At 66.5% G+C, this 20,063-nt stretch carries 13 protein-coding genes; 11 read left to right on the top strand and 2 right to left on the bottom strand.

Annotated elements, in window-relative coordinates; genetic code table 11:
- Positions 1-11: 11 nt before the first annotated feature.
- Positions 12-986: a DUF389 domain-containing protein gene (locus tag ACFVTD_RS02065; RefSeq protein WP_387557363.1), complete on the bottom strand. Its 975-nt coding sequence runs from the start codon at positions 984-986 to the stop codon at positions 12-14.
- Between the two features lie 117 nt (positions 987-1,103).
- Between ACFVTD_RS02065 and ACFVTD_RS02060 the strand changes: the two genes are divergently transcribed.
- From ACFVTD_RS02060 to ACFVTD_RS02045, 4 genes are all read left to right on the top strand, one after another.
- On the top strand, positions 1,104-3,176 hold the full coding sequence (locus ACFVTD_RS02060) for an acyltransferase family protein (protein WP_387557360.1): 2,073 nt from the start codon (positions 1,104-1,106) through the stop codon (positions 3,174-3,176).
- Positions 3,177-3,402: 226 nt separating this feature from the next.
- Complete coding sequence (gene guaB, locus ACFVTD_RS02055; RefSeq protein ID WP_141159834.1) at positions 3,403-4,914, top strand: IMP dehydrogenase; 1,512 nt, start codon at positions 3,403-3,405, stop codon at positions 4,912-4,914.
- A gap of 111 nt (positions 4,915-5,025) precedes the next feature.
- Positions 5,026-6,447, top strand: coding sequence for an HNH endonuclease (locus ACFVTD_RS02050; protein WP_387557356.1), 1,422 nt, complete (start codon positions 5,026-5,028; stop codon positions 6,445-6,447).
- A 40-nt stretch (positions 6,448-6,487) separates the two neighbouring features.
- A complete protein-coding gene (locus ACFVTD_RS02045) occupies positions 6,488-8,347 on the top strand; it encodes an ABC transporter ATP-binding protein (protein WP_387557353.1) in 1,860 nt (619 codons plus the stop codon).
- A 12-nt stretch (positions 8,348-8,359) separates the two neighbouring features.
- Here ACFVTD_RS02045 and ACFVTD_RS02040 read toward each other — a convergent pair whose 3' ends face one another.
- Entirely contained in the window at positions 8,360-8,965 is a 606-nt protein-coding gene (locus tag ACFVTD_RS02040; RefSeq protein ID WP_387557350.1) for a hypothetical protein, read from the bottom strand.
- Between the two features lie 110 nt (positions 8,966-9,075).
- On the opposite strand from ACFVTD_RS02040, the gene ACFVTD_RS02035 reads away from it, so the two are divergent.
- The 7 genes from ACFVTD_RS02035 (at position 9,076) to ACFVTD_RS02005 (ending at position 20,061) form a co-directional block, all read left to right on the top strand.
- Positions 9,076-10,212, top strand: coding sequence for a GuaB3 family IMP dehydrogenase-related protein (locus ACFVTD_RS02035; protein ID WP_387557347.1), 1,137 nt, complete (start codon positions 9,076-9,078; stop codon positions 10,210-10,212).
- A 100-nt stretch (positions 10,213-10,312) separates the two neighbouring features.
- Positions 10,313-12,052, top strand: coding sequence for a glycerol-3-phosphate dehydrogenase/oxidase (locus ACFVTD_RS02030; protein WP_387557344.1), 1,740 nt, complete (start codon positions 10,313-10,315; stop codon positions 12,050-12,052).
- A gap of 38 nt (positions 12,053-12,090) precedes the next feature.
- Positions 12,091-12,579: a PTS sugar transporter subunit IIA gene (locus ACFVTD_RS02025; RefSeq protein WP_387557341.1), complete on the top strand. Its 489-nt coding sequence runs from the start codon at positions 12,091-12,093 to the stop codon at positions 12,577-12,579.
- Between the two features lie 76 nt (positions 12,580-12,655).
- Positions 12,656-13,537, top strand: a complete 882-nt coding sequence (locus ACFVTD_RS02020; RefSeq protein WP_387557338.1) for an SURF1 family protein — start codon at positions 12,656-12,658, stop codon at positions 13,535-13,537.
- Entirely contained in the window at positions 13,534-14,040 is a 507-nt protein-coding gene (locus ACFVTD_RS02015) for a DUF3817 domain-containing protein (protein WP_387557335.1), read from the top strand. Before ACFVTD_RS02020 ends, ACFVTD_RS02015 begins: the two co-directional genes overlap by 4 nt.
- 102 nt (positions 14,041-14,142) lie before the next feature.
- Positions 14,143-15,732, top strand: a complete 1,590-nt coding sequence (gene guaA, locus ACFVTD_RS02010; protein ID WP_387557332.1) for a glutamine-hydrolyzing GMP synthase — start codon at positions 14,143-14,145, stop codon at positions 15,730-15,732.
- 129 nt (positions 15,733-15,861) lie between these two features.
- Positions 15,862-20,061, top strand: coding sequence for an AAA family ATPase (locus ACFVTD_RS02005; RefSeq protein ID WP_387557329.1), 4,200 nt, complete (start codon positions 15,862-15,864; stop codon positions 20,059-20,061).
- Positions 20,062-20,063 lie beyond the last annotated feature (2 nt).

The raw sequence follows: 20,063 nt of genomic DNA, 5'->3' as shown, positions 1-20,063 counted from the left end.
AGACCCGCGGATCAGGCCTGGCGCCGGGAGCCGTTGCGCTGGCGTTTCAGGCTGCGTGCCACGCCGTCCGGCAGGCGCCTGGTGATCCTCCGGTAGAAGAGGAGGACGGCAACGGCGGCCACAACGATGCCCACGAGGTTGAGCAGCAGCTGGAGCGCGGAGCCTGCGGCCTTCTGGTATTCGCCCAGCACCAGGGCTACTGCCACGTAGCCGGCAGCCGGCACGGTGGTTACGGAGATGAAGACGCCGATCAGAGCGGCCGAGCGGCGTCCGATGATGGACAGCATGCCGGCGATCCCTGCCAGCACGGCCACAATCAGTGAATACGGCCCGGGGTGGTAGATGAACTCCACTGCCGAGCCTTTATCCAGGGCGTCGCGCGGGAAGAGCCCGAGTGGAACCGAAAGCCATGCCGTGAGTGCCGCCAGCAGCATGGCCACGGGAAAACCGACAGCGAGGGCGACGGCGGCGCGGCGCCCCAGCCTCCATTGCCTGGTGGCCAGCGAGACGGCAAGGGCGGCCAGTGGTCCGAACTCGGGCCCCACGGCCATGGCGCCAACAATGGCAATGGGGGAGTCGGTCACGATGCCGATGCCGGCGAGTTGGGTGGCCAGCACCAGGAAGGCAAGGAAGTTCCAGGTCAGGCGTGAATCCTCGCCGGTCTGCCGGGTGACGTCATCCCAAATCACTGCGTCTGCGCCGTCCCCGGGAGCGGCACGCTCAGCCTGGTCAGCGTTCTTGGACAACACGAATTCCGGGGTGGCCATGGAAATTGAACCCACATCCGGAATCTTCAGGACTTCGAGTTTTTCGAGCAGTTCCTCCACGGACTCCCGGGCAACCAGCACCTCGATGACATCGCCGTCCGGCACGACGGCCGCACCCTGGACCAGCGCCACTTCCGCCGTTCCCTGCTGGTCGCGGCAGGCTTGCACGGTGACGGCGGACAACTCCCCGGGCACGCAGATCCGCAGCTGGACAACCACCCCTGCTCCCTTCGCCGATTGGGGCCAGCTTAGCCGGAACACCAGCGTTGATTCGCCGATGCGGGCGGCGTTGGCTAGGCTTGATGCTTTGGCTGGCGGGCGTTGTGAGGGGTTCTAGTGTCGGTAACGGAAGCCCCGAAGGCACCCGAATCCGGCCCCGCTGCCCGCCAACGCAAGTCCACGTTCCGGCCCGAAGTCCAGGGGCTCAGGGCTCTGGCTGTCCTGATGGTGGTGGCCTACCACGTCTGGCTGGGCCGGGTGTCCGGCGGCGTCGATATCTTCCTGCTGATCTCGGCCTTCCTGCTCACCTTGTCGTTTATCCGGAAAGCCGAGTCCGGCAATTCCTTCAAACTGCTGGCGCACTGGCTGCACCTGTTCAAGCGGCTGCTGCCCGCCGCCGTCGTGGTGATCCTCGGGGTGCTGGCCGGCACATGGCTGATCCTGCCGCAGGGCCGCTGGCCGCAGGTACTGGACCAGGCCTGGGCGTCCCTGCTGTACAGCCAGAACTGGCTCCTCGCGGAGTTGTCCGTGGACTATTACGCACAGGACCACGCCGGTGCCAGCCCGCTGCAGCACTTCTGGTCGCTGTCCATCCAGGGGCAGGTCTTCATCCTCTGGCCGCTGGTCTTTGCCGCCGCCGCTTCCGTCCTGGCAGGGCTCCGCCGCGTTCCCCGCCTGCGCTGGGTGACGTACCGCGGCCTGCTGGCAGTGGTTTTCGGGGCAGTATTCGCGGTGTCACTGGCCTACTCCGTTGACCAGACAACCACCAACCAGGCCTACGCCTACTTCGACACCCGCGCCCGGCTCTGGGAATTTGCGCTGGGTTCCCTGCTGGCTCTGGCGCTGCCGTACCTGCGCCCCGGACGCGTGGTGCGCGTTGCCCTGGGCTGGGCCGGACTGGCCGCGATGATTTCCTGCGGGCTCGTCCTGACCGTTGACCGGTCCTTCCCGGGGTACGTGGCACTGTGGCCCACGCTGGCTGCCGCCGCGATCATTGTTGGCAGGCAGACGGGCAGCCGGTTCGGCGTGGACCGCCTCCTCAGCAGCCGTGCCGCCGTGGCCCTGGGCGACAACTCCTACGCCCTTTATCTGTGGCACTGGCCCATCCTGGTGCTGGTGCTCGCGGCCACCGGCGTGGAAGCGCCGAACCTCACGCAGGGCCTCGGCATTGTCGGGGCCGCCATCGTGCTCGCCGTCCTGACCACGCGCTTCGTGGAAAAGCCGTTGCGGGACTGGCACTGGCCCAAGCTCCGCACGTGGCGGACCGCCGTCGTCGTTGTGGCCTGCGGCGCCGTCCTGGCCGGGCCCGTCGCGGTCTGGCAGACGTCTCTCACTGCTGAGGAAAGCGCGACGGCGGCACAACCGAGGGAGCTCACGCCCGGGGCGTTGGCGCTCACTCCGGAGAATGAAAACTTGCCTGCTCCAAGGGCCCGGACCATCCCCGGACCTACCGCGCTCGACAACGACTGGGCCGGCATCGACTCGGCCTGCACCGGCGCCAACGCCACGGACGACCCCATCCTGGAAGGCTGCCGTCAGGAGCTTCCGGAAGAGCCGGCCACCAAACGCATCGTGGTCTTGGGGGACTCCCACGCCCAGCAATACCTTGCCGCCCTGGCGCCGGTGGCGGCCGCCCGTGGCTGGGAGATGGTCACGCTGCTGATGCCCGCCTGCCGGTTCGGTGCCGAATCGGAAACCCGGAACGCTGAATGCAATGCATACAACCGGGCCAGCTCCGCCTACGTCCTGGCACACCTGCCGGATGCCGTGTTCACCGTGGCGTCGCTGACCCATGAGGAGGCCCCGTTCGAAACCGAGGTTCCGGGATACCTTGATGGCGTGAAGCCGTTCGCGGACGCGGGGATCGAGATCGTGGGCATCCGGGACAACCCGCGGTTCACCTTCAACATGCCGCAGTGCGCCCAGCGGAACGGGGCCGCGGCGCCTGCGTGCAACCCCCCGCTGGCCGAGTCCCTGGTTGAGCCGTCGCCGCTGGAAAATTACCGGGGCAAGCTTCCGGGGCTCCACCTGTTGGACATGAGCGACTTCATCTGTGCCCGCGGCGTCTGCCCGGCCGTGGTGGGGAATGTGTATGTCTACAAGGACGATAACCACCTCACCAGGACCTACGTCGAGTCCATGATTCCCATGTTCGAGCAGCGGCTGCTGGCTGCCACCGGCTGGAGCTGAGCCATCCCGGCTGCCGGGCCGTGGGTGGGGTTGCTCACATTGGCGGCGTGGAATAGGGGGATCGGCGCCGAGGTTCTAATATTTACTCAACACTTTCTGCCCCCGGAACGCCGCCCTGTGCGGTGCTCCCGCAGGACCGTCTGCACAGGCCAGTTCCGTAATCACGGGCTGGTCATCGGCTGCAACCCCTACCCGTGACCCAGCAACCAAGGTAAGAGGCGCACTCATGACCGAGCCCGAACACAATCCCTTTGGCTTTATCGGCCTGACTTACGACGACGTCCTGCTCCTGCCCGGGCACACCGACGTCATTCCCTCCGAGGCCGACACCTCCTCGCGGATCTCCAAGCGGATCACGGTCCAGACGCCGCTGCTCTCGGCCGCCATGGACACCGTCACGGAATCCCGGATGGCCATCGCCATGGCCCGCCAGGGCGGCCTGGGCGTGGTGCACCGCAACCTGTCCATCGCCGACCAGGCTGACCAGGTGGACCGGGTCAAGCGGAGCGAGTCCGGGATGATCACCAACCCGCTGACCATCCGCCCCGAGGCAACGCTCCGCGAGCTCGATGACCTGTGCGCCCACTACCGCGTGTCCGGTCTTCCCGTGGTGGATGAAGACAACCGCCTGCTGGGCATCGTCACCAACCGCGACACCCGGTTTGTGCCCGAATCCGATTTCCCGCTCCGGCTGGTCAGCGACGTCATGACCAAGATGCCCCTGGTCACCGGGCACGTAGGCATCAGCCGCGAGGAAGCCTCGCACAAGCTGGCTACCAACAAAATCGAGAAGCTCCCGCTCGTCGACGAGCAGGGCCGACTCAAGGGCCTGATCACCACCAAGGACTTCACCAAGGCCGAGCAGTACCCCCTCGCCACCAAGGACGATGAGGGCCGCCTCCGCGTGGGTGCCGCCATCGGCTTCTTCGGTGACGGCTGGGAGCGGGCCATGACCCTGGTGGACGCCGGCGTGGACGCCCTCTTCGTGGATACGGCCAACGGCCACTCCCAGGGTGTCCTGGACATGATCCGCAGGCTCAAATCGGATCCCGTCGCCGCGCACGTTGACATCATCGGCGGCCAGGCTGCCACCCGCGAAGGCGCCCAGGCCCTGATCGACGCCGGTGCCGACGGCATCAAGGTGGGCGTTGGTCCCGGGTCCATCTGCACTACCCGCGTGGTAGCCGGCGTTGGCGTCCCGCAGATCACGGCCATCTACGAATCCGCCAAGGCTGCCATTCCGGCCGGCGTTCCCCTGATCGCCGACGGCGGCCTGCAGTACTCCGGCGACATCGGCAAAGCCCTGGTGGCAGGTGCGGACACCGTGATGCTGGGCTCGCTCCTGGCCGGCTGCGACGAGTCCCCCGGCGACCTGATCTTTGTCAACGGCAAGCAGTTCAAGTCCTACCGTGGAATGGGCTCGCTGGGCGCCATGCAGTCGCGCGGCAAGAACACGTCCTACTCCAAGGACCGCTACTTCCAGGCCGACGTCTCCGGTGACGACAAGCTGATCCCCGAAGGCATTGAAGGCCGGGTGGCGTACCGTGGTCCGCTGTCCTCCGTGGCATACCAACTGGTGGGTGGCCTGCGCCAGACGATGTTCTACACCGGCGCACCGACTGTCCCCGAGCTGAAGGTCCGGGGCAAGTTCGTACGGATCACCTCTGCCGGTCTGAAGGAATCGCACCCGCACGATATCCAGATGACCGTCGAGGCACCGAACTACGGCTCGCGCTAAACGGCAGATTGAATATAGAGGAGGCAAGGTTTTTCGACCTTGCCTCCTCTTATTTTTCTCCGCGGGTTGTTCCCGTCCTTGAATGTCGGACCCCCGCTGGATGATGTCGGTATGGAATTCAGCGGTGGTGTCGGGGTGGTTTTGGAGGGTGTTCGTGCCTCCGTTGCCGCCTTGGATGCGCTGGAGTGGGAGGACGCTTCCCTGGCTTCCGGCGACGCCGTGGGTGTTGAGGTTGATGTGTTGCAGCGGCGGTATGAGATCCGGCTGGAACGGTTGGAGGTTGCGGCCCGGCTGGAAGCGCAGCTGGCTGCGGTGAAAGCGCAGGATGCCGCCGAGTCGGTTGGGTTTCAGGAGGCGCTGACGCCGCCGGACGCCTCCGTTACGGACTGCACCTATGTGCGGATGTCGGTGGTGGAGGAGATCGCCGGGGTCCTGACCATCAGCTCCGCGGCCGCGGGGGCGTTGGTGGAGCAGTCACGCCGGATCTGTTCCCTCCCGCTGGCCTTCCACGCCCTGGCCTCGGGCGCGATGTCGTGGCAGCACGCCCGCATCGTCGCGGACGAGACCGAAGGCCTTACCCCTGAGTCCGCGGCTGCGTTGGTGGCGCATTTCTTCGACCCGGCCGCACCCCACCCCGCCCGGGGTGCCGCCCCGGGGGAGCTCGTTCCGTCCCGGTTCCGGACCAAGGTCCGTGGTTGGCGGGAACGCCACCACCCCGAATCGATCCAGCAACGCCACGCCAAAGGGGCGGCTGACCGGAGGATGGAATACACCCCCGACACGGACGGCATGGCCTGGCTCTCCCTCTACCTCCCCGGCGACACCGCGTGCGCGATCTGGAACCGCACCACCGCCACCGCCCGCGGACTCCAAGGCCCCAACGAACCCCGCACCCTCACCCAACTCCGCCCCGACATCGCCGCCTCCCTGCTACTCGGAGCTGGTAACCCTGCCGAAGTCGGCAAGGTCCCCACCCCGCGGGCCGACGTACTCGTCCTGGTGCCGGTACTCTCCATGCTCGGGACGACGGATGAGCCGGCCGAACTCGACGGCTTCGGACCCATCCCGGCGTCCATGGCGCGGAGGCTGGTCGCGGACGGCGCCGACTCCTTCTACCGGGTCCTGGTCGACCCAAGGGACGGGGCACCCCTGGAAATCGGCCGGAAAAACTACCGGCTCACCGGCCCCATCAAACACTGGATCAGGCTGCGCGACGGCAAATGCACCTTCCCCGGCTGCACCAACAAGACCCCTGACAACGACACCGACCACCTCCAAGCCTGGGAACACGGCGGCGCGACCAACGTCAGTAACGTGGCCCAGCTCTGCCCGAAACATCACCGACTCAAACACCGCAGTCAATGGACACCCGGCCCGGCCAACAAGAACGAACCACCCGGCTGGACCTCACCGACAGGACGGCATTACAACCCAGAACAACAGGATGCAGAACCAACCCACTGGCCACCAGGAGTCTTGCCAGGGCAAAGAAGCATTCTGGAGGAAACACTCGTGCTGCGTCTCGCTGGCTAGCGGCCGCTCTTCACGTCCAGTGCGGCACTAGGCTGATTCCATGTCCCAACCGCGCCATCCGGCGGAACTGACCCCTAAACGCGACCCGCAAAAGCGGCTGGCACTGCGTCCCTATGCCAAGGCCGTGGCCCAGGTTCTCCGGGTGAGTTTCCGTGCATCCCCGGGCGCGGTGGTCATGAAGGTGCTTGGCTCCCTCATCTCGGCCGTACTGCCGCTCGTGACCACATTCTTCGCGTCCCTGACCACCACGGCGTTGGCGGCAGCATACGCGGGCGACAGCGCGGCGGGGCGCTTTGCGATCGTGTACGTCGTCGTCACTGCCGCGCTGGGTCTCTTTTGGGGCGCCTTCAACAGCATCGACCGGTATATCCAGCAGTTGATGAGCTTCAAAGTGGGGGCCATCGTCGGTGACCAGATGTACGAGCGCTTCCTTGCCCTCGAATTCTGGCGGTACGACGACAAGGAGACAGTGGACCTCTACGACCGTGCCAAGCGGTTTTCGGATTCGTACGCCCGGGTCCTGGATCGAATCGCGGCCATCTTCACGCAACTTGTCTCGGTCATCCTGGCCATCGGTGCCCTGTTGCTTGTCAGCTGGTGGATCGCCGTCATCGTCCTGGTGGCCATCGTCCCCAGCGTGTACCTGCAGTTCAAGCTGTCGCGGGAGCAGATCGCGCACTGGAACACGCAGGTGGACTCACGCCGCCAGCGCCGAATGATCGAGACAAACTTGCTCAGGCCGCAGCACATTGCCGAAATGCGCCTTTATGGCATCGTCGGTTTCCTCATGGACCTTCGGTCCCGCCTTCGCGATGCGGACGAGCGCCGCCGGCTGGACTACCAGCGCCGCTACATTCCACGGCAGCTGGCCGCGGACGCGCTGCAGTACGGTGCCGAGGTGGTGTCACTGATTTGGGTTGTGGGGCAGATTATTGCCCGTGCCGCCCCGGTGGGCCAGTTCCTCTATGTGCAGCAGATCGTCAGCCGTGCCTTGTCCACGGCCAACAACCTGGTGTCCTCGCTGAGCTCCATTGACGAGGACCTCGCCAACCTGAAGGACTACGAGCTGTTCATGGCGATGCCCGTGCACTCCGAACACGCTCCGCCGCTGCTGGAGGCCCCGCGGGAAATTGAGCTGAAGGACATCCGCTTCACCTACACCGGAAGCGACATCGAGGTCATCCGGGGCATCAGCCTCACCATCCGCCGGGGCCAGCACATAGCCATCGTGGGGGAGAACGGTGCAGGCAAGTCCACGCTGATCCGAATCCTCGCCGGGCTTTACCGGCCCGACTCAGGCCAGGTCCTGCTCGACGGCGTGGACCTCGCCGCCGTCGACGTTACCTCCTGGCACCGGCACCTGGCCGTGCTCAGCCAGGAGTTCCTCAAGTACGAGTTCGCCACGGCGGCCGAGAACATCTATTTCGGGGACGTCGACTCTGCACGGGACGATGAACGCATCCGCAGGGCCGCTTCCGACGCCGAGGCCCTGGAATTCATCAACAAGCTGCCCAACGGCCTGGACAACCACGTCAGCAATTGGATGGAGGATCCACGCGGGCGAAAGGGGAGCGGTCTTTCGGGAGGCCAGTGGCAGCGCCTTGCCATGGCCAGGAACTTCTACCGGGACGCGTCCTTCATGGTGATGGACGAACCCACCTCCGCCATCGACGCCCTCGCCGAGCACCGCATCTTCACGCGGCTCTTTGCGGACCGCAGCAGCACCATCATCGCCATCAGCCACCGGCTCGCCACCATTGAGAAGGCGGACGTCGTGTACATGCTGGAGGACGGACAAGTGGTGGAGCAGGGCACGCACAAGGAGTTGGTGGCCCTGCGCGGCCGTTACTTCAGGATGTTCGAATCGCAGCTGACGGTTGATGAAGCTGAAGAAGTGTGACGCAGCTGTCCATCATGGCTCCACAACTGTGGTTCGCACATGCGCCAGACTTGGCCTCGGCGGCACGCTGCTGAAGCCGAACGTGACGGCGGGCCGGATGGGAGCCAGCGCCCCGGCGTCGGATCCTTCCCAGCTGACGACGACGGTGGTCACGTGGTGCAGGTCCGTCACCCCGTAGAACTCCGTCCTTCCACTGCCGGCAGTTCCGTAGGTGCGGGCGCCGGGAGCGGCGAGCGCGGCAAACGGATTGACCGCGGCGAGCCACCGGGGATGGACGGCCAGGTGCCGGGGCACTGCCCGCAGGGCAGCTCCCAGTAGGGTACGCGGTCCGGTGGAAGCCCGGATGGCCAGCGGGCCGGCGTCGACCGTCAACGTGTGATCGGTGAGCGTGGCAGCAACGTCCAGCACCCGCACTTCATCAAAGGTGTAGGTGGCGGCAATGAAGCCGGCCACCTCGTGTGTCGATGCCAGCAGCAGTCGGTGCCCGGAGGGTTGTTGCAGCATGACATCGGCGAACGACCCAAAGGGGGAGTCCTGCCAGATCCCGACGACGGCGCGCAGCCCGGAAGTAGTGCCAATCCCGGCGATGTGCCCGTCAAATGTCCAGCGGCTGCCCATCACGCCACTGTAGCGGGAAGCTCGTCGCTCACAGCGGCCTGTAAGCCAGCACTGCCCTTCTGGATCCGGCCCGGGCAAGGCCAGCGGACCTGCTGGGATAACCTAGAGCAGTGACTTATGAGATCGAGATCGGCCGTGGCAAGCGTGGGCGTCGTGCCTACTCCCTGGATGACATTGCAATCGTCCCCAACCGTCGCACCCGCGACCCCAAGGACGTCTCCGTCTCCTGGCAGATTGACGCCTACCAGTTCGGGATGCCGGTGATCGCGGCGCCGATGGACTCGGCCATGTCCCCGGCCACCGCAATTGCCCTCGGCAAGCTGGGCGGCCTTGGCGTGCTGGACCTGGAGGGCCTGTGGACCCGGTACGAGGATCCGCAGCCGGTCCTCGATGAGATTGCAGCGCTGGAGGACGAGACGAACAGCCCCGCCGTGACCGGCCGCATGCAGGAGCTGTACCAGGCTCCCATCCAGCCGGAGCTCATCACCTCCCGCCTGGCTGAGATCCGCGAGGCCGGCGTTACCGTTGCCGGGTCTCTGACCCCGCAGCGCACCCAGGAACACTACAAGACGGTCCTGGCTGCCGGCGTCGACATCTTCGTCATCCGCGGCACCACCGTTTCCGCCGAGCACGTCTCCAAGGACCATGAGCCGCTGAACCTGAAGCAGTTCATCTATGAACTCGACGTCCCCGTTATCGTGGGCGGCGCCGCGGGCTACACGCCTGCGCTGCACCTCATGCGGACCGGCGCCGCGGGCGTCCTGGTCGGCTTCGGCGGCGGCGCCACCACCACCACCCGCCGCGCCCTGGGCATCCACTCGCCCATGGCCTCCGCCATCTCCGACGTCGCTGCGGCCCGCCGCGACTACATGGACGAGTCCGGCGGCCGCTACGTCCACGTCATTGCCGACGGCGGCATGGGCACCTCGGGCGACATCGTCAAGGCAATCGCCATGGGCGCCGACGCCGTCATGCTGGGCAGTGCCCTGGCGCGGGCCGAAGAAGCACCGGGCAAGGGATGGCACTGGGGCCAGGAAGCGCACCACACCGAACTGCCCCGCGGAGACCGCGCCAACGTTGGCACCGTCGGCCCCCTGGAAGAGGTCCTCTTCGGGCCCGGCCACCACACCAACGGCACGTCCAACCTCATCGGCGCCCTGCGGCGCTCCATGGCGACCACCGGATATTCCGACCTGAAGGAATTCCAACGGGTCGACGTCGTGGTGTCGCCTTACGCCGGCAACTAAGGCTCCGCGGCAGGGCGGTCCGGCGGCCCGCCCTGCCCAAGCGCGCCACTAGCAAGTAGTGTGGGTTTACTACCGGCACAAGAGGCACTGGAGGCGTTCAATGAAGAGTGTTCCTGTAAACGGCGGGGTCCTTGGCCCCGAAGCCAGGGAAGCATCCATCCAGCGGCTGCGCGCCACCACGGAACCAGGCCAGGAACTGGACATCCTGATTGTGGGCGGCGGCATCGTCGGCACGGGAGCCGCCCTTGACGCCGTGACCCGGGGGCTGAGCGTCGGCATCGTCGAGGCAAGCGACTGGGCGGCCGGTACATCCTCACGGTCGTCGAAGCTCATCCACGGCGGCTTGCGCTACCTGGAAATGCTGGACTTCGCCCTGGTCAAGGAGGCCCTGCAGGAACGCGGGCTGCTCCTGTCCGAAATTGCACCCCACCTGGCCCGGCCGGTCCCGTTCCTGTATCCGCTGACCAAACCCTTCATCGAGCGGCCCTATGTTGGTGCCGGCATCGCCCTCTATGACGCCATGTCAGTCTCCGCCGGCCACAGCCGCGGCGTCCCGTTCCACAAGCACCTGAGCCGCCGCGGCACCCTGCGCGCCGCGCCCAGCCTTAAGGACGACGCCTTCGTCGGGTCCATCCGGTACTACGACGGGCAGGTGGATGACGCCAAATACTGCGCCAACCTAATCCGTACCGCTGCCTATTACGGCGCCCATGCCGTGAACCAGATGAAGGTGGTGGACTTCCTCCGCGAAGGCGAACGCGTGGTGGGGGCCAAGGTGGAAAACCGCGAGGACGGGACCCAGTTCAGCATCCGCGCCAAGCAGGTCATCAACGCCACCGGCGTGTGGACCGACGAAACGCAGGCCATGGTGACGGACCGGGGCCAGCTGAAGGTCCGCGCTTCCAAGGGCATCCACCTGGTGGTGCCCCGCGACCGCTTCCAGTCCACGGTGGGCCTGATCCTGCGCACCGAGAAGTCCGTCCTGTTCGTCATCCCATGGGGACGGCACTGGATCATCGGTACCACTGACACGGACTGGCATCTGGACAAGGCCCACCCTGCCGCTTCCAGCAAGGACATCGACTACGTCCTGGAACACGTCAACCAGGTGCTTAAGCGGCCCCTGACCAGGGAAGACGTCGAAGGAGTCTACGCAGGGCTGCGGCCACTGCTGGCAGGTGAAAACGACTCCACCGCCAAGCTCTCCCGCGAACATGTCGTGGCGCACCCCGTGCCGGGCCTGGTGGTGGTGGCCGGCGGAAAATGGACCACGTACCGGGTCATGGCCAAGGATGCCGTGGACGAGGCCACCCGCACCATGGACGAGCGGGTGCCGCCGAGCTGCACCGAGACCATCCCGCTGCTGGGCGCCAGCGGTTTCCGGGCGGCCTGGAACCGCCGGAACCGCACGGCGGAGGAATCGGGGGTCCACGTGGCGCGGATCGAGCACCTGCTCAACCGGTACGGCTCCATGACGCCCGAAGTCCTGGCGATTATCGAGCAGAACCCGGAGCTGGCGGAGCCCCTCCCCGGCGCCGACGACTACCTGCAGGCAGAGGCGGTCTACGCCGCAAGTCATGAAGGTGCCCGCCATGTGCAGGACGTCCTGACCCGCCGCACGCGGATCTCCATCGAGTCCTGGGACCGTGGAGTGTCGGCCGCCCCCGTTGTCGCTAAACTGATGGGTGACGTCCTTGGCTGGAGTGACACGCAGCGTGAAAACGAAGTCCGCCACTACCTTGCCCGCGTGGAGGCCGAACGCCTCAGCCAGCAACAGCCGGACGACGAATCCGCAGACGCCGCCCGCCTGGGTGCGGAAGACATCGTGCCCTTGCGTTGAGGGGCCGTTCGCCCTACTGCTGACCGAAGGGATACGCCTTGGCGGAACCACTGGACCCGTATGACGCCCATCTGACCACCGCCGACATGGTGATCCTGGAAATGGAGGCGAAGGACAAAACCGACGCCACCAACCAACTGGCAGAGCGGCTCTACGCCGCCGGGCGGATCTCGGATCTTGACGGGTTCCTGAAGAACGTCAACGCCCGGGAGCACCAGCTGGCCACGGGGCTCCCGGGCGGCGTGGGCCTGCCGCATGCCCGCAGCGAATTCGTGTCGCAAACCTCCATCGCAGTGGGCATCACCAAGTACGGCCACGCGCTGGACTTCGGCGCCGCCGACGGCCCCGCCACCGTCATCCTGCTGATCGCCACGCCGGCCAGCTCGTTCTCCGACCACCTCGAAGTCCTGGCCACCCTGGCCCGGTCACTCTCCAAGGAATCGTTCCGGGAGTCGCTGCGGCGCGCGTACGACGCAGAAGTAATCGCGGAGCTCATCAACTCCAGCCTGGTGTTCTTCGACCACTAGCAAATCCGCGGTCCCCTCCGGGCCGGACGCCTTTGGCGTTTAGTTGTTCTACAGAAGTACGAAGTACGGTTAAGACGTGTGGAAAACAGCCCTTAAGCCCCGATGGATCGCAGGCTTCATTTTCGCGATCGCTCTCTCCGGGGTCTTCGTGCTGCTGAGCCAGTGGCAGTTCGGCCGTTCCACCCAGCCCGAGGTTCCGGTCAACCCCGCCACCGAACAGGTCCAGCCCCTCACCAGCACCCTGCAGCCCGGTGACTTCTTCCACGGCAGCGTAGCCGACCAAATGGTCAAAGCACAGGGGACGTACAGCCCTGACAAGCAGGTCCTGGTTCCCGGCAGGCTCCACGATGGAAAGACCGGCTACTGGGTGGTTTCAGCCTTCGCCGTCAAGGATGCCCCGGCCCTGACCGGAGCAGGCGCCTCGCCGCAGACCTGGATCCCCGTGGCACGTGGGTGGGTCGCGGAACCAGGGGACGCGGCAGCACCGCCGTCGGGCATTGTTGAACTGACCGGGCGGCTGCTGCCGTCCGAAGCGCCGGTGGCCGGGAAGGCACCCAAAGCGGGAGAGGCCTCAGCTGTTTCCGTGGCCGAGCTCATCAACTACTGGGAGGTGAGCAGCTATCCCGGTTTCGTCTCCGCCACCGCGGAAGTGGTGGGTGGCGAGGACGTGAGTGCCGCCGCGGTACCCGGGAACCTCCTTCCGCTGGACATCGGCCCCCAGCCACCCGCCCAGCACATCAACTGGCTCAACCTCTTCTACTCCATCGAGTGGGTTGTCTTCGCCGGCTTCGCCCTCTTCATCTGGTGGCGCCTGGTCAAGGACGACTACCACCGGGACCTCGAGGAAGCCCTTGACGACGACGGCGACGATGCCGGGCACGACGAAGAATCCCAGCTCCCACAGCAGGACGAGCAACCCCAGCAGCCTGACCAGCACCAGCAGAAGGTACAGCCATGATTGATCCCAAACCGGCCACCCCCTCGTCGCAGGCATCCGGCAAGACCTCCGGAAAGAAGCGCCGTTTCGGCGGCACAGAGGCCCAGATCCGGTCCGCCCTGAAGTTCTACAAGGTCATGGCCTACCTCACCGGCACCATGCTGCTCCTGCTGTGCGCCGAACTGGTGGCCCGGTACGGCTTTGGCCAGTACCTTTTTGCCGGCGGCACCAACGCGGTCACCGGCCAGCCGTTCGGCTTCGGATTCGCCGAGGCCGAGCCTGCGGGCGTGCTGAACGGCGTCAACATCTCCGTCACCGTGCTGATCGTGCACGGCTGGATGTACGTGGTGTACCTGATCTCCAACTTCCGGCTGTGGTCCCTGATGCGCTGGCCGTTCCTGAAACTGGTCCTGCTGGCACTTGGCGGCGTGGTGCCGTTCCTGTCCTTCATCGTCGAAAAGAAGTTCCACGCCGAGGTGGAGGCCGAGCTGGCCGCCAACCCGCAGGCTCCGCAGCGCTACTGAGGCGGCCGGCCCACAGCCGGCCACCCGCCGTCGGACGTCTGCTCCGTCACAGCCGGGCCTCTCAAGGTGCGCCGGTGCAAGGGCGCAAAGTAGGCTATTACGGTGACTACTCCCACTGCATCCCAGACTTCCCAGAAGCCGGTGCTGGTTGTTGATTACGGTGCCCAGTACGCGCAGCTGATTGCCCGCCGCGTCAGGGAAGCGAATGTGTATTCGGAAGTGGTTCCGCATACCTGGTCCACCGAGCAGCTCCTGGCCAAGAATCCTGCCGCCATCATCCTCTCCGGCGGCCCTTCCAGTGTCTATGCCGACGGCGCCCCTTCCGTGGGTGCCGACCTGTTCGAAGCCGGCGTCCCCGTCTTTGGCATCTGCTACGGGTTCCAGGCCATGGCCAACGCCCTGGGCGGCAAGGTGGACAAGACCGGACTGCGGGAGTACGGCTCCACCGAAACCACCATCCTGGGTGATGCCCGCTCCGTCCTTGAAGGCATGCCCCAGCACCAGAAGACCTGGATGAGCCACGGCGACTCCGTGCACCGGGCCCCGGAGGGCTTCGAGGTCCTGGCGACGACGGCCGGGGCCGAAGTGGCGGCCTTCGCCAACGAGGAAAAGGGCCTTTTCGGCGTGCAGTGGCACCCCGAGGTCAAGCATTCGGCTTACGGCCAGCAGGTGCTGGAGAACTTCCTGTTCAACTGCGCCAAGCTCGAAGCCAACTGGACCACCGGCAACATCCTCGAAGAGCAGGTGGAACGCATCCGCGAGCAGATCGGCGATGCCCGGGTGATCTGCGGCCTCTCCGGCGGCGTCGATTCCGCCGTTGCCGCCGCCCTGGTCCAGCGCGCCGTGGGCGACCAGCTCACCTGCGTGTTCGTGGACCACGGCCTGCTGCGCGAAGGCGAAGCGGAACAGGTTGAACGCGACTTCGTGGCCGCCACCGGCGTGAAGCTGTACGTAGCCAACGAACAGGAACGCTTCCTCTCGGCCCTGGCCGGCGTCAGCGACCCCGAGACCAAGCGCAAGATCATTGGCCGGGAGTTCATCCGCGCCTTCGAGGAAGCGGAACTGGCCATCATCGCCGAGGCAGCAGCCCACGGCGAGAAGATCAAGTTCCTGGTCCAGGGCACGCTTTACCCGGACGTCGTCGAATCCGGCGGCGGCGAGGGTGCCGCCAATATCAAGAGCCACCACAACGTGGGCGGCCTCCCCGAGGACCTGCAGTTCGAGCTCGTTGAGCCGCTGCGCGCACTGTTCAAGGATGAGGTCCGTGCAGTGGGAGCCCAGCTCGGCCTGCCGCAGGAAATCGTTGGCCGCCAGCCGTTCCCCGGCCCGGGACTCGGCATCCGGATCGTCGGCGACGTCACCAAGGAGCGGCTGGACCTGCTCCGCAAGGCCGACGCCATCGCCCGCGCCGAACTGACCGCAGCCGGACTGGACAACGAAGTCTGGCAGATGCCCGTGGTCCTGCTCGCGGACGTCCGCAGCGTGGGCGTCATGGGCGATGGCCGCACCTACGGCCACCCGATCGTGCTGCGCCCGGTGTCCTCCGAGGACGCGATGACCGCCGACTGGTCACGCCTGCCGTACGACCTGCTGGCACGCATCTCCAACCGGATCACCAACGAGGTGGACGGCGTCAACCGCGTGGTGCTGGACGTCACCAGCAAGCCGCCGGGAACCATCGAGTGGGAATAGCATCCTAGTGGCCGGCCTCCGTCAGCGGAGGCCGGCCACTGCTTTTTCGCAGCGAATTCCTCCGCTATTTCCCGTGCCCCAGTGTTGCGGTCTCTCAAGTCCGGCGCCGGAGCGGCTACTCTCGAAGCTATGCCGGTATGGTCCAGGGCGTCACGTGCAAACGCAGAAAAGAAGGCAGAAGTGTCAGTTGGTCAAGGCCACCCGGAAGGCTCGGAAGAGCTTCGTAAATGGCTGTCCGGGCTCAAACCCGTCACCGGCGCGGACACGATGCTGCGCTTCACCAAGACGCCGGAAGGTTCCATCGACCTCACTTCGGCGCACCCCTCAGGCCTCGCCCAGCTCATGGCCGGGCGCCGCACACGCCTGTCTACCCTGATCCGTGACCGGCAGCAGTATGTGGTGGCCGCCAGGGCGTCGCGCAACATCCGGTCCAAGATCTTCGAACTGGCCAATGACCGCGGCATCGACGCCGGGTACCTGTCCGCGGGCACCGTGGTATGGACGTCCGCCGTCGGCGGCAAACCCCAGCGCGTCTCCGCTCCGGTCATGCTGACCGCCATCTCCCTCACGGTCCGGCCGGGAGAGGATGACTTCGAACTGCAGCTCACCGAACAGGCCCAGATCAATCCCGCCCTGGTGAGGCACCTGAAAAACATCCACGGGATCGTGTTCGACGTCAACGCCGTGACCCGCCTGGCCTACAGCACCGCCCGGTTCGACCCCCAACCTGTCCTGGACCGGCTGGCCACCCTGATCCGGCCCATCCACGGAGCTGAAACCCAGCACAACCTGCTGGTCTCCACCTTTGCCGACCTGTCGGGCAACCTGGACGACCCCTGGATCAACGATTCCAACCCCATCGTCTCCGCGCTGGCCACCGCGGCCGGCGGCGAAGTGGTGGACGTCGAGGAGCCGGACCCGTCCCGCTTCCCGCATCTGGACAACAGGCACCCCAAAGACGAACTGCTGCTGCTGGACGCCGATACGGACCAGCAGTACGTGGTTGACGCCGCCCGGGCCGGCGACTCCCTGGTGGTCAGCACCCCGCCGGGAACCGGCCAGACCCAGACCGCCATCAATACCATCGGCGCGCTGGTGGATGCCGGCAAAACGGTGCTGGTGGTGGGCGACCGCCGCGCCAGCCTCAACGAGGTGTCCGGACACCTGGAGTCGCTTGGACTGGAGTCCATCCTGTTCCAGCTGACCGGAAACGTCACGGCCCAACAGCTCAAGGGCCAGCTGGTCCGGGCGATTGTCCGCAACGAAAAGTCGCTGGAACCGCAGCTTGGAAACCTCCACACCACCCTGACCGAACACCGGCATGCCCTGATGGACCACGTGGCGTCGCTGCACAACGTCCGCGAGCGGTGGGGCTGCTCGCCGTACCAGGCCATGCAGTCGCTTGCCGAGCTCACCTCCATCCACCCTGCCCCGGCCACTACCGTCCGGCTCAAGCGAAGCGTCCTGGACAGCATCCGGGACCGTGAAGAACTGGCCGGCCGCCTCCGCCGCGCCGCTGAACTGGGCAGCTTCAGCAAGGCCGCCACCACCAGCCCCTGGCACGGCGCCAGGCTGCTGACCCGCAAGGAAACCGAGGAAGCCCAGGACCTGGTCCGCTCCGTGGCCAAGAGCCTTCCCGCCCTGCGCGACCGCATGGACGCCGTTGCCGAGCACGCCGAAATCCGCCTGGGGGAATCCTTCGCGGAGTGGGGCGAACAGCTGGAACTGCTGGTGGCCGTCCGCGGCAGCCTGGACAAGTTCACCCCTGACATCTTCGACCGGCCGGTGACGGACCTCATCTCCGCCACGGCCCCGTCGGCCTGGCGGCGTGAGCGTGGCATCGAGCTGACCGCCATGCAGCGCTCCAGGCTGCGCCGGGTGGCCAAGGAGTATGTGCGCCCGGGTGTCCACATCGCCGACCTGCATTCGTCCCTGGTTCTCGTTCAGGAACAGCGTGCCCTCTGGGCTGGCTACGCCACCACGCAGCGCCATCCCGCCGTTCCTTCCGGCTTGGCCGAAATGAACGCCATGTACCGGTCCCTTGACCAGGAACTGGCACAGCTGGGCGAGGCGCTGCGGCACACCGAGGATGGCGGGGCTCTTTCCACGGTTCCCTACGCGCAGCTGATGGGCCGGCTGGAACGCCTCGTAGCGGACACCGATACGCTCAAGACCCTGCCCGAACGCACACTCCTCATCGAGAACATGCGCGAACACGGCCTGGGCGAACTCCTGGCCGACCTCGCCGAACGGGAAGTTCCGGAACGATCCGTTGCCGCGGAGCTGGAGCTGGCCTGGTGGCAGTCCGCCCTGGAAGCGATGATCAGCGGAGACGACTACCTGGCCATGTCCGACGGCGACGCCCTGCGCCAGCTGGAGGCGGAGTACCGGCTGGCCGATAACGCCCACATTGCCAGCGGCGCCGCGCGCCTGCGATGGGACCTCGCAGAACGCTGGCGCGCAGCCATCGCTGCCCAGCCGCGCCAGGCAGACCTCCTGCGCAGCCTGCTCAAGGACGGCCGGGTTTCCCTGCCTTCCCTGACTGCCCAGGCACCCGAGCTGATCGGCACCCTGGTCCCGGTCTGGTCGGTCAGCCCCTACCTGATGACCGGACTCCTTCCGGCCGAACAGCATTTCGACGCCGTCGTCATCCTCGACGCGGAAGCCACCTCCCTGCAGGCCGTCCTGCCGTCCATCGCCCGGGCACGGCAGGTGATTGCCTTCGGCGATCCCCGCATTGCCACGCCGCGGACGTTTACCGTAGGGGTGGAGCGGCTGGCGGCTGGAGAGTCTGCCCACCACCGCGTCGAGAGCGCCTTCACCGCGCTCTCCGCCGTGCTGCCGGTATGGCGACTCAAGGTGGTGTACCGCGCAGTGGACGAGGACCTGGTCCTGCAGCTCAGCAAGAACTTTTACGACGGCGGCCTCCGCCGGCTGCCCGAAGGCCAGTCAGCCACGGGCCTGGACCGGTCCCTGCTGGTGGAATACCTGCCGGACGGCACCGGCCTTCCCAGCGCCGACCACGAGGGCGTGGAGTCCGTGGTGGCCGAGGTCAACAGGGTCGTGGAGCTGGTGTTCGAGCACGCCCGCATGCGTCCGCGGACCTCCCTGGCGGTTGTCACTGCCAGCCTGCGGCACGCCGCCAGGATCGGCGAGTCCATCAGGCTCCAGCTGTCCAACCAGCCTGGACTTGCCGGGTTCTTCGGCGCCGGCCCGGAGTCCTTCCGCGTGGTGGACCTGGAACGGGCCCAGGGCCTGGTCCGCGACCACGTCATCTTCTCGCCCGGATTCGGGCGGACCCCGCACGGCCGTGCTCTCCACAATTTCGGACCGCTGTCCGCTGAAGGCGGCCGGGAGAAGTTCGCCCTGGCCATGACCCGGGCCCGCCGTTCCCTGCACGTGCTGACCTGCTTCCGGCCTGAAGACCTGGACCACACCCGGCTCACGCACGGCGCGGTGGACCTGTACGCGCTCCTGGACCGGGAGATCTCCGGCAACACGGACCTTGGGACCCCCGCGTCCCGCGCTGCCGCCAGCGAACAGGCACTTGGCGCCGACCCGTTGGTGGCGGACCTGGGTGACCGCCTGCGTGCCCGTGGTGCCAGGGTCTGGCACCAATACGACGGTGCCATTGACGTGGTTGCGGCTGCGGACCCCCTGAACACCATGGGCCAGGATGATTCCGACATTCCGCGGCCCGTAGCCATCGAGTCCGACGGGACTGCGCAGTACCGCACCATGAGCGTGCGTGAACGCAGCAGGTTGCGTCCGCAACTGCTGGAACGCCTTGGCTGGCGGTACATGCCGCTGTGGACCATCGAGGTGTTCACGGACCCCTCGTCCTGCGCGGACCGCATTGCCAGCTACCTGGGCCTGGAAAAGATGGTGCTGCCGGGGCGCGCCAGCCAGTCCGTGGGATTCCTTGACGATGACGTTGACCAGGCGCTCAATGGAATTGACTCGGCGCCGGCCGCGGGACTTTCCTACCTGCCCCGGGATTCCGGCGCAGCACGGGACAGCGACGGTGGACGCAAGGGGACAGACCCCATGACTGGGGAAGAGAAGCCTGCAGGCGGCAGGCCCGAGGAGAACGGCGGCGAGGAAGACATGCGCCAGGACGAGAACGTGGACGGGCAGCCGGAAACTGCTGCCGATGGAGAAGCTCCTGCCGGGACGCTCCCGGCAACCCCGGTCTCCAAAGCGGTTTCGGGAGGGTCCGGAGCGGTCCTCCCCACCAAGGCAGCGGAGGACGATGCCCGCAGCTGGGGTGACCGCGAAGACGACCACGACGCGTGGCTGAAGGAACAGAAGCCGCCGCACTGGGGCTGACC

Source organism: Pseudarthrobacter sp. NPDC058119, from assembly GCF_042884655.1.
Classification (GTDB): domain Bacteria; phylum Actinomycetota; class Actinomycetes; order Actinomycetales; family Micrococcaceae; genus Arthrobacter.
The sequence above is the reverse complement of the archived record's forward strand: the minus strand, read 5'-3'. Positions and strand labels throughout refer to the sequence as shown.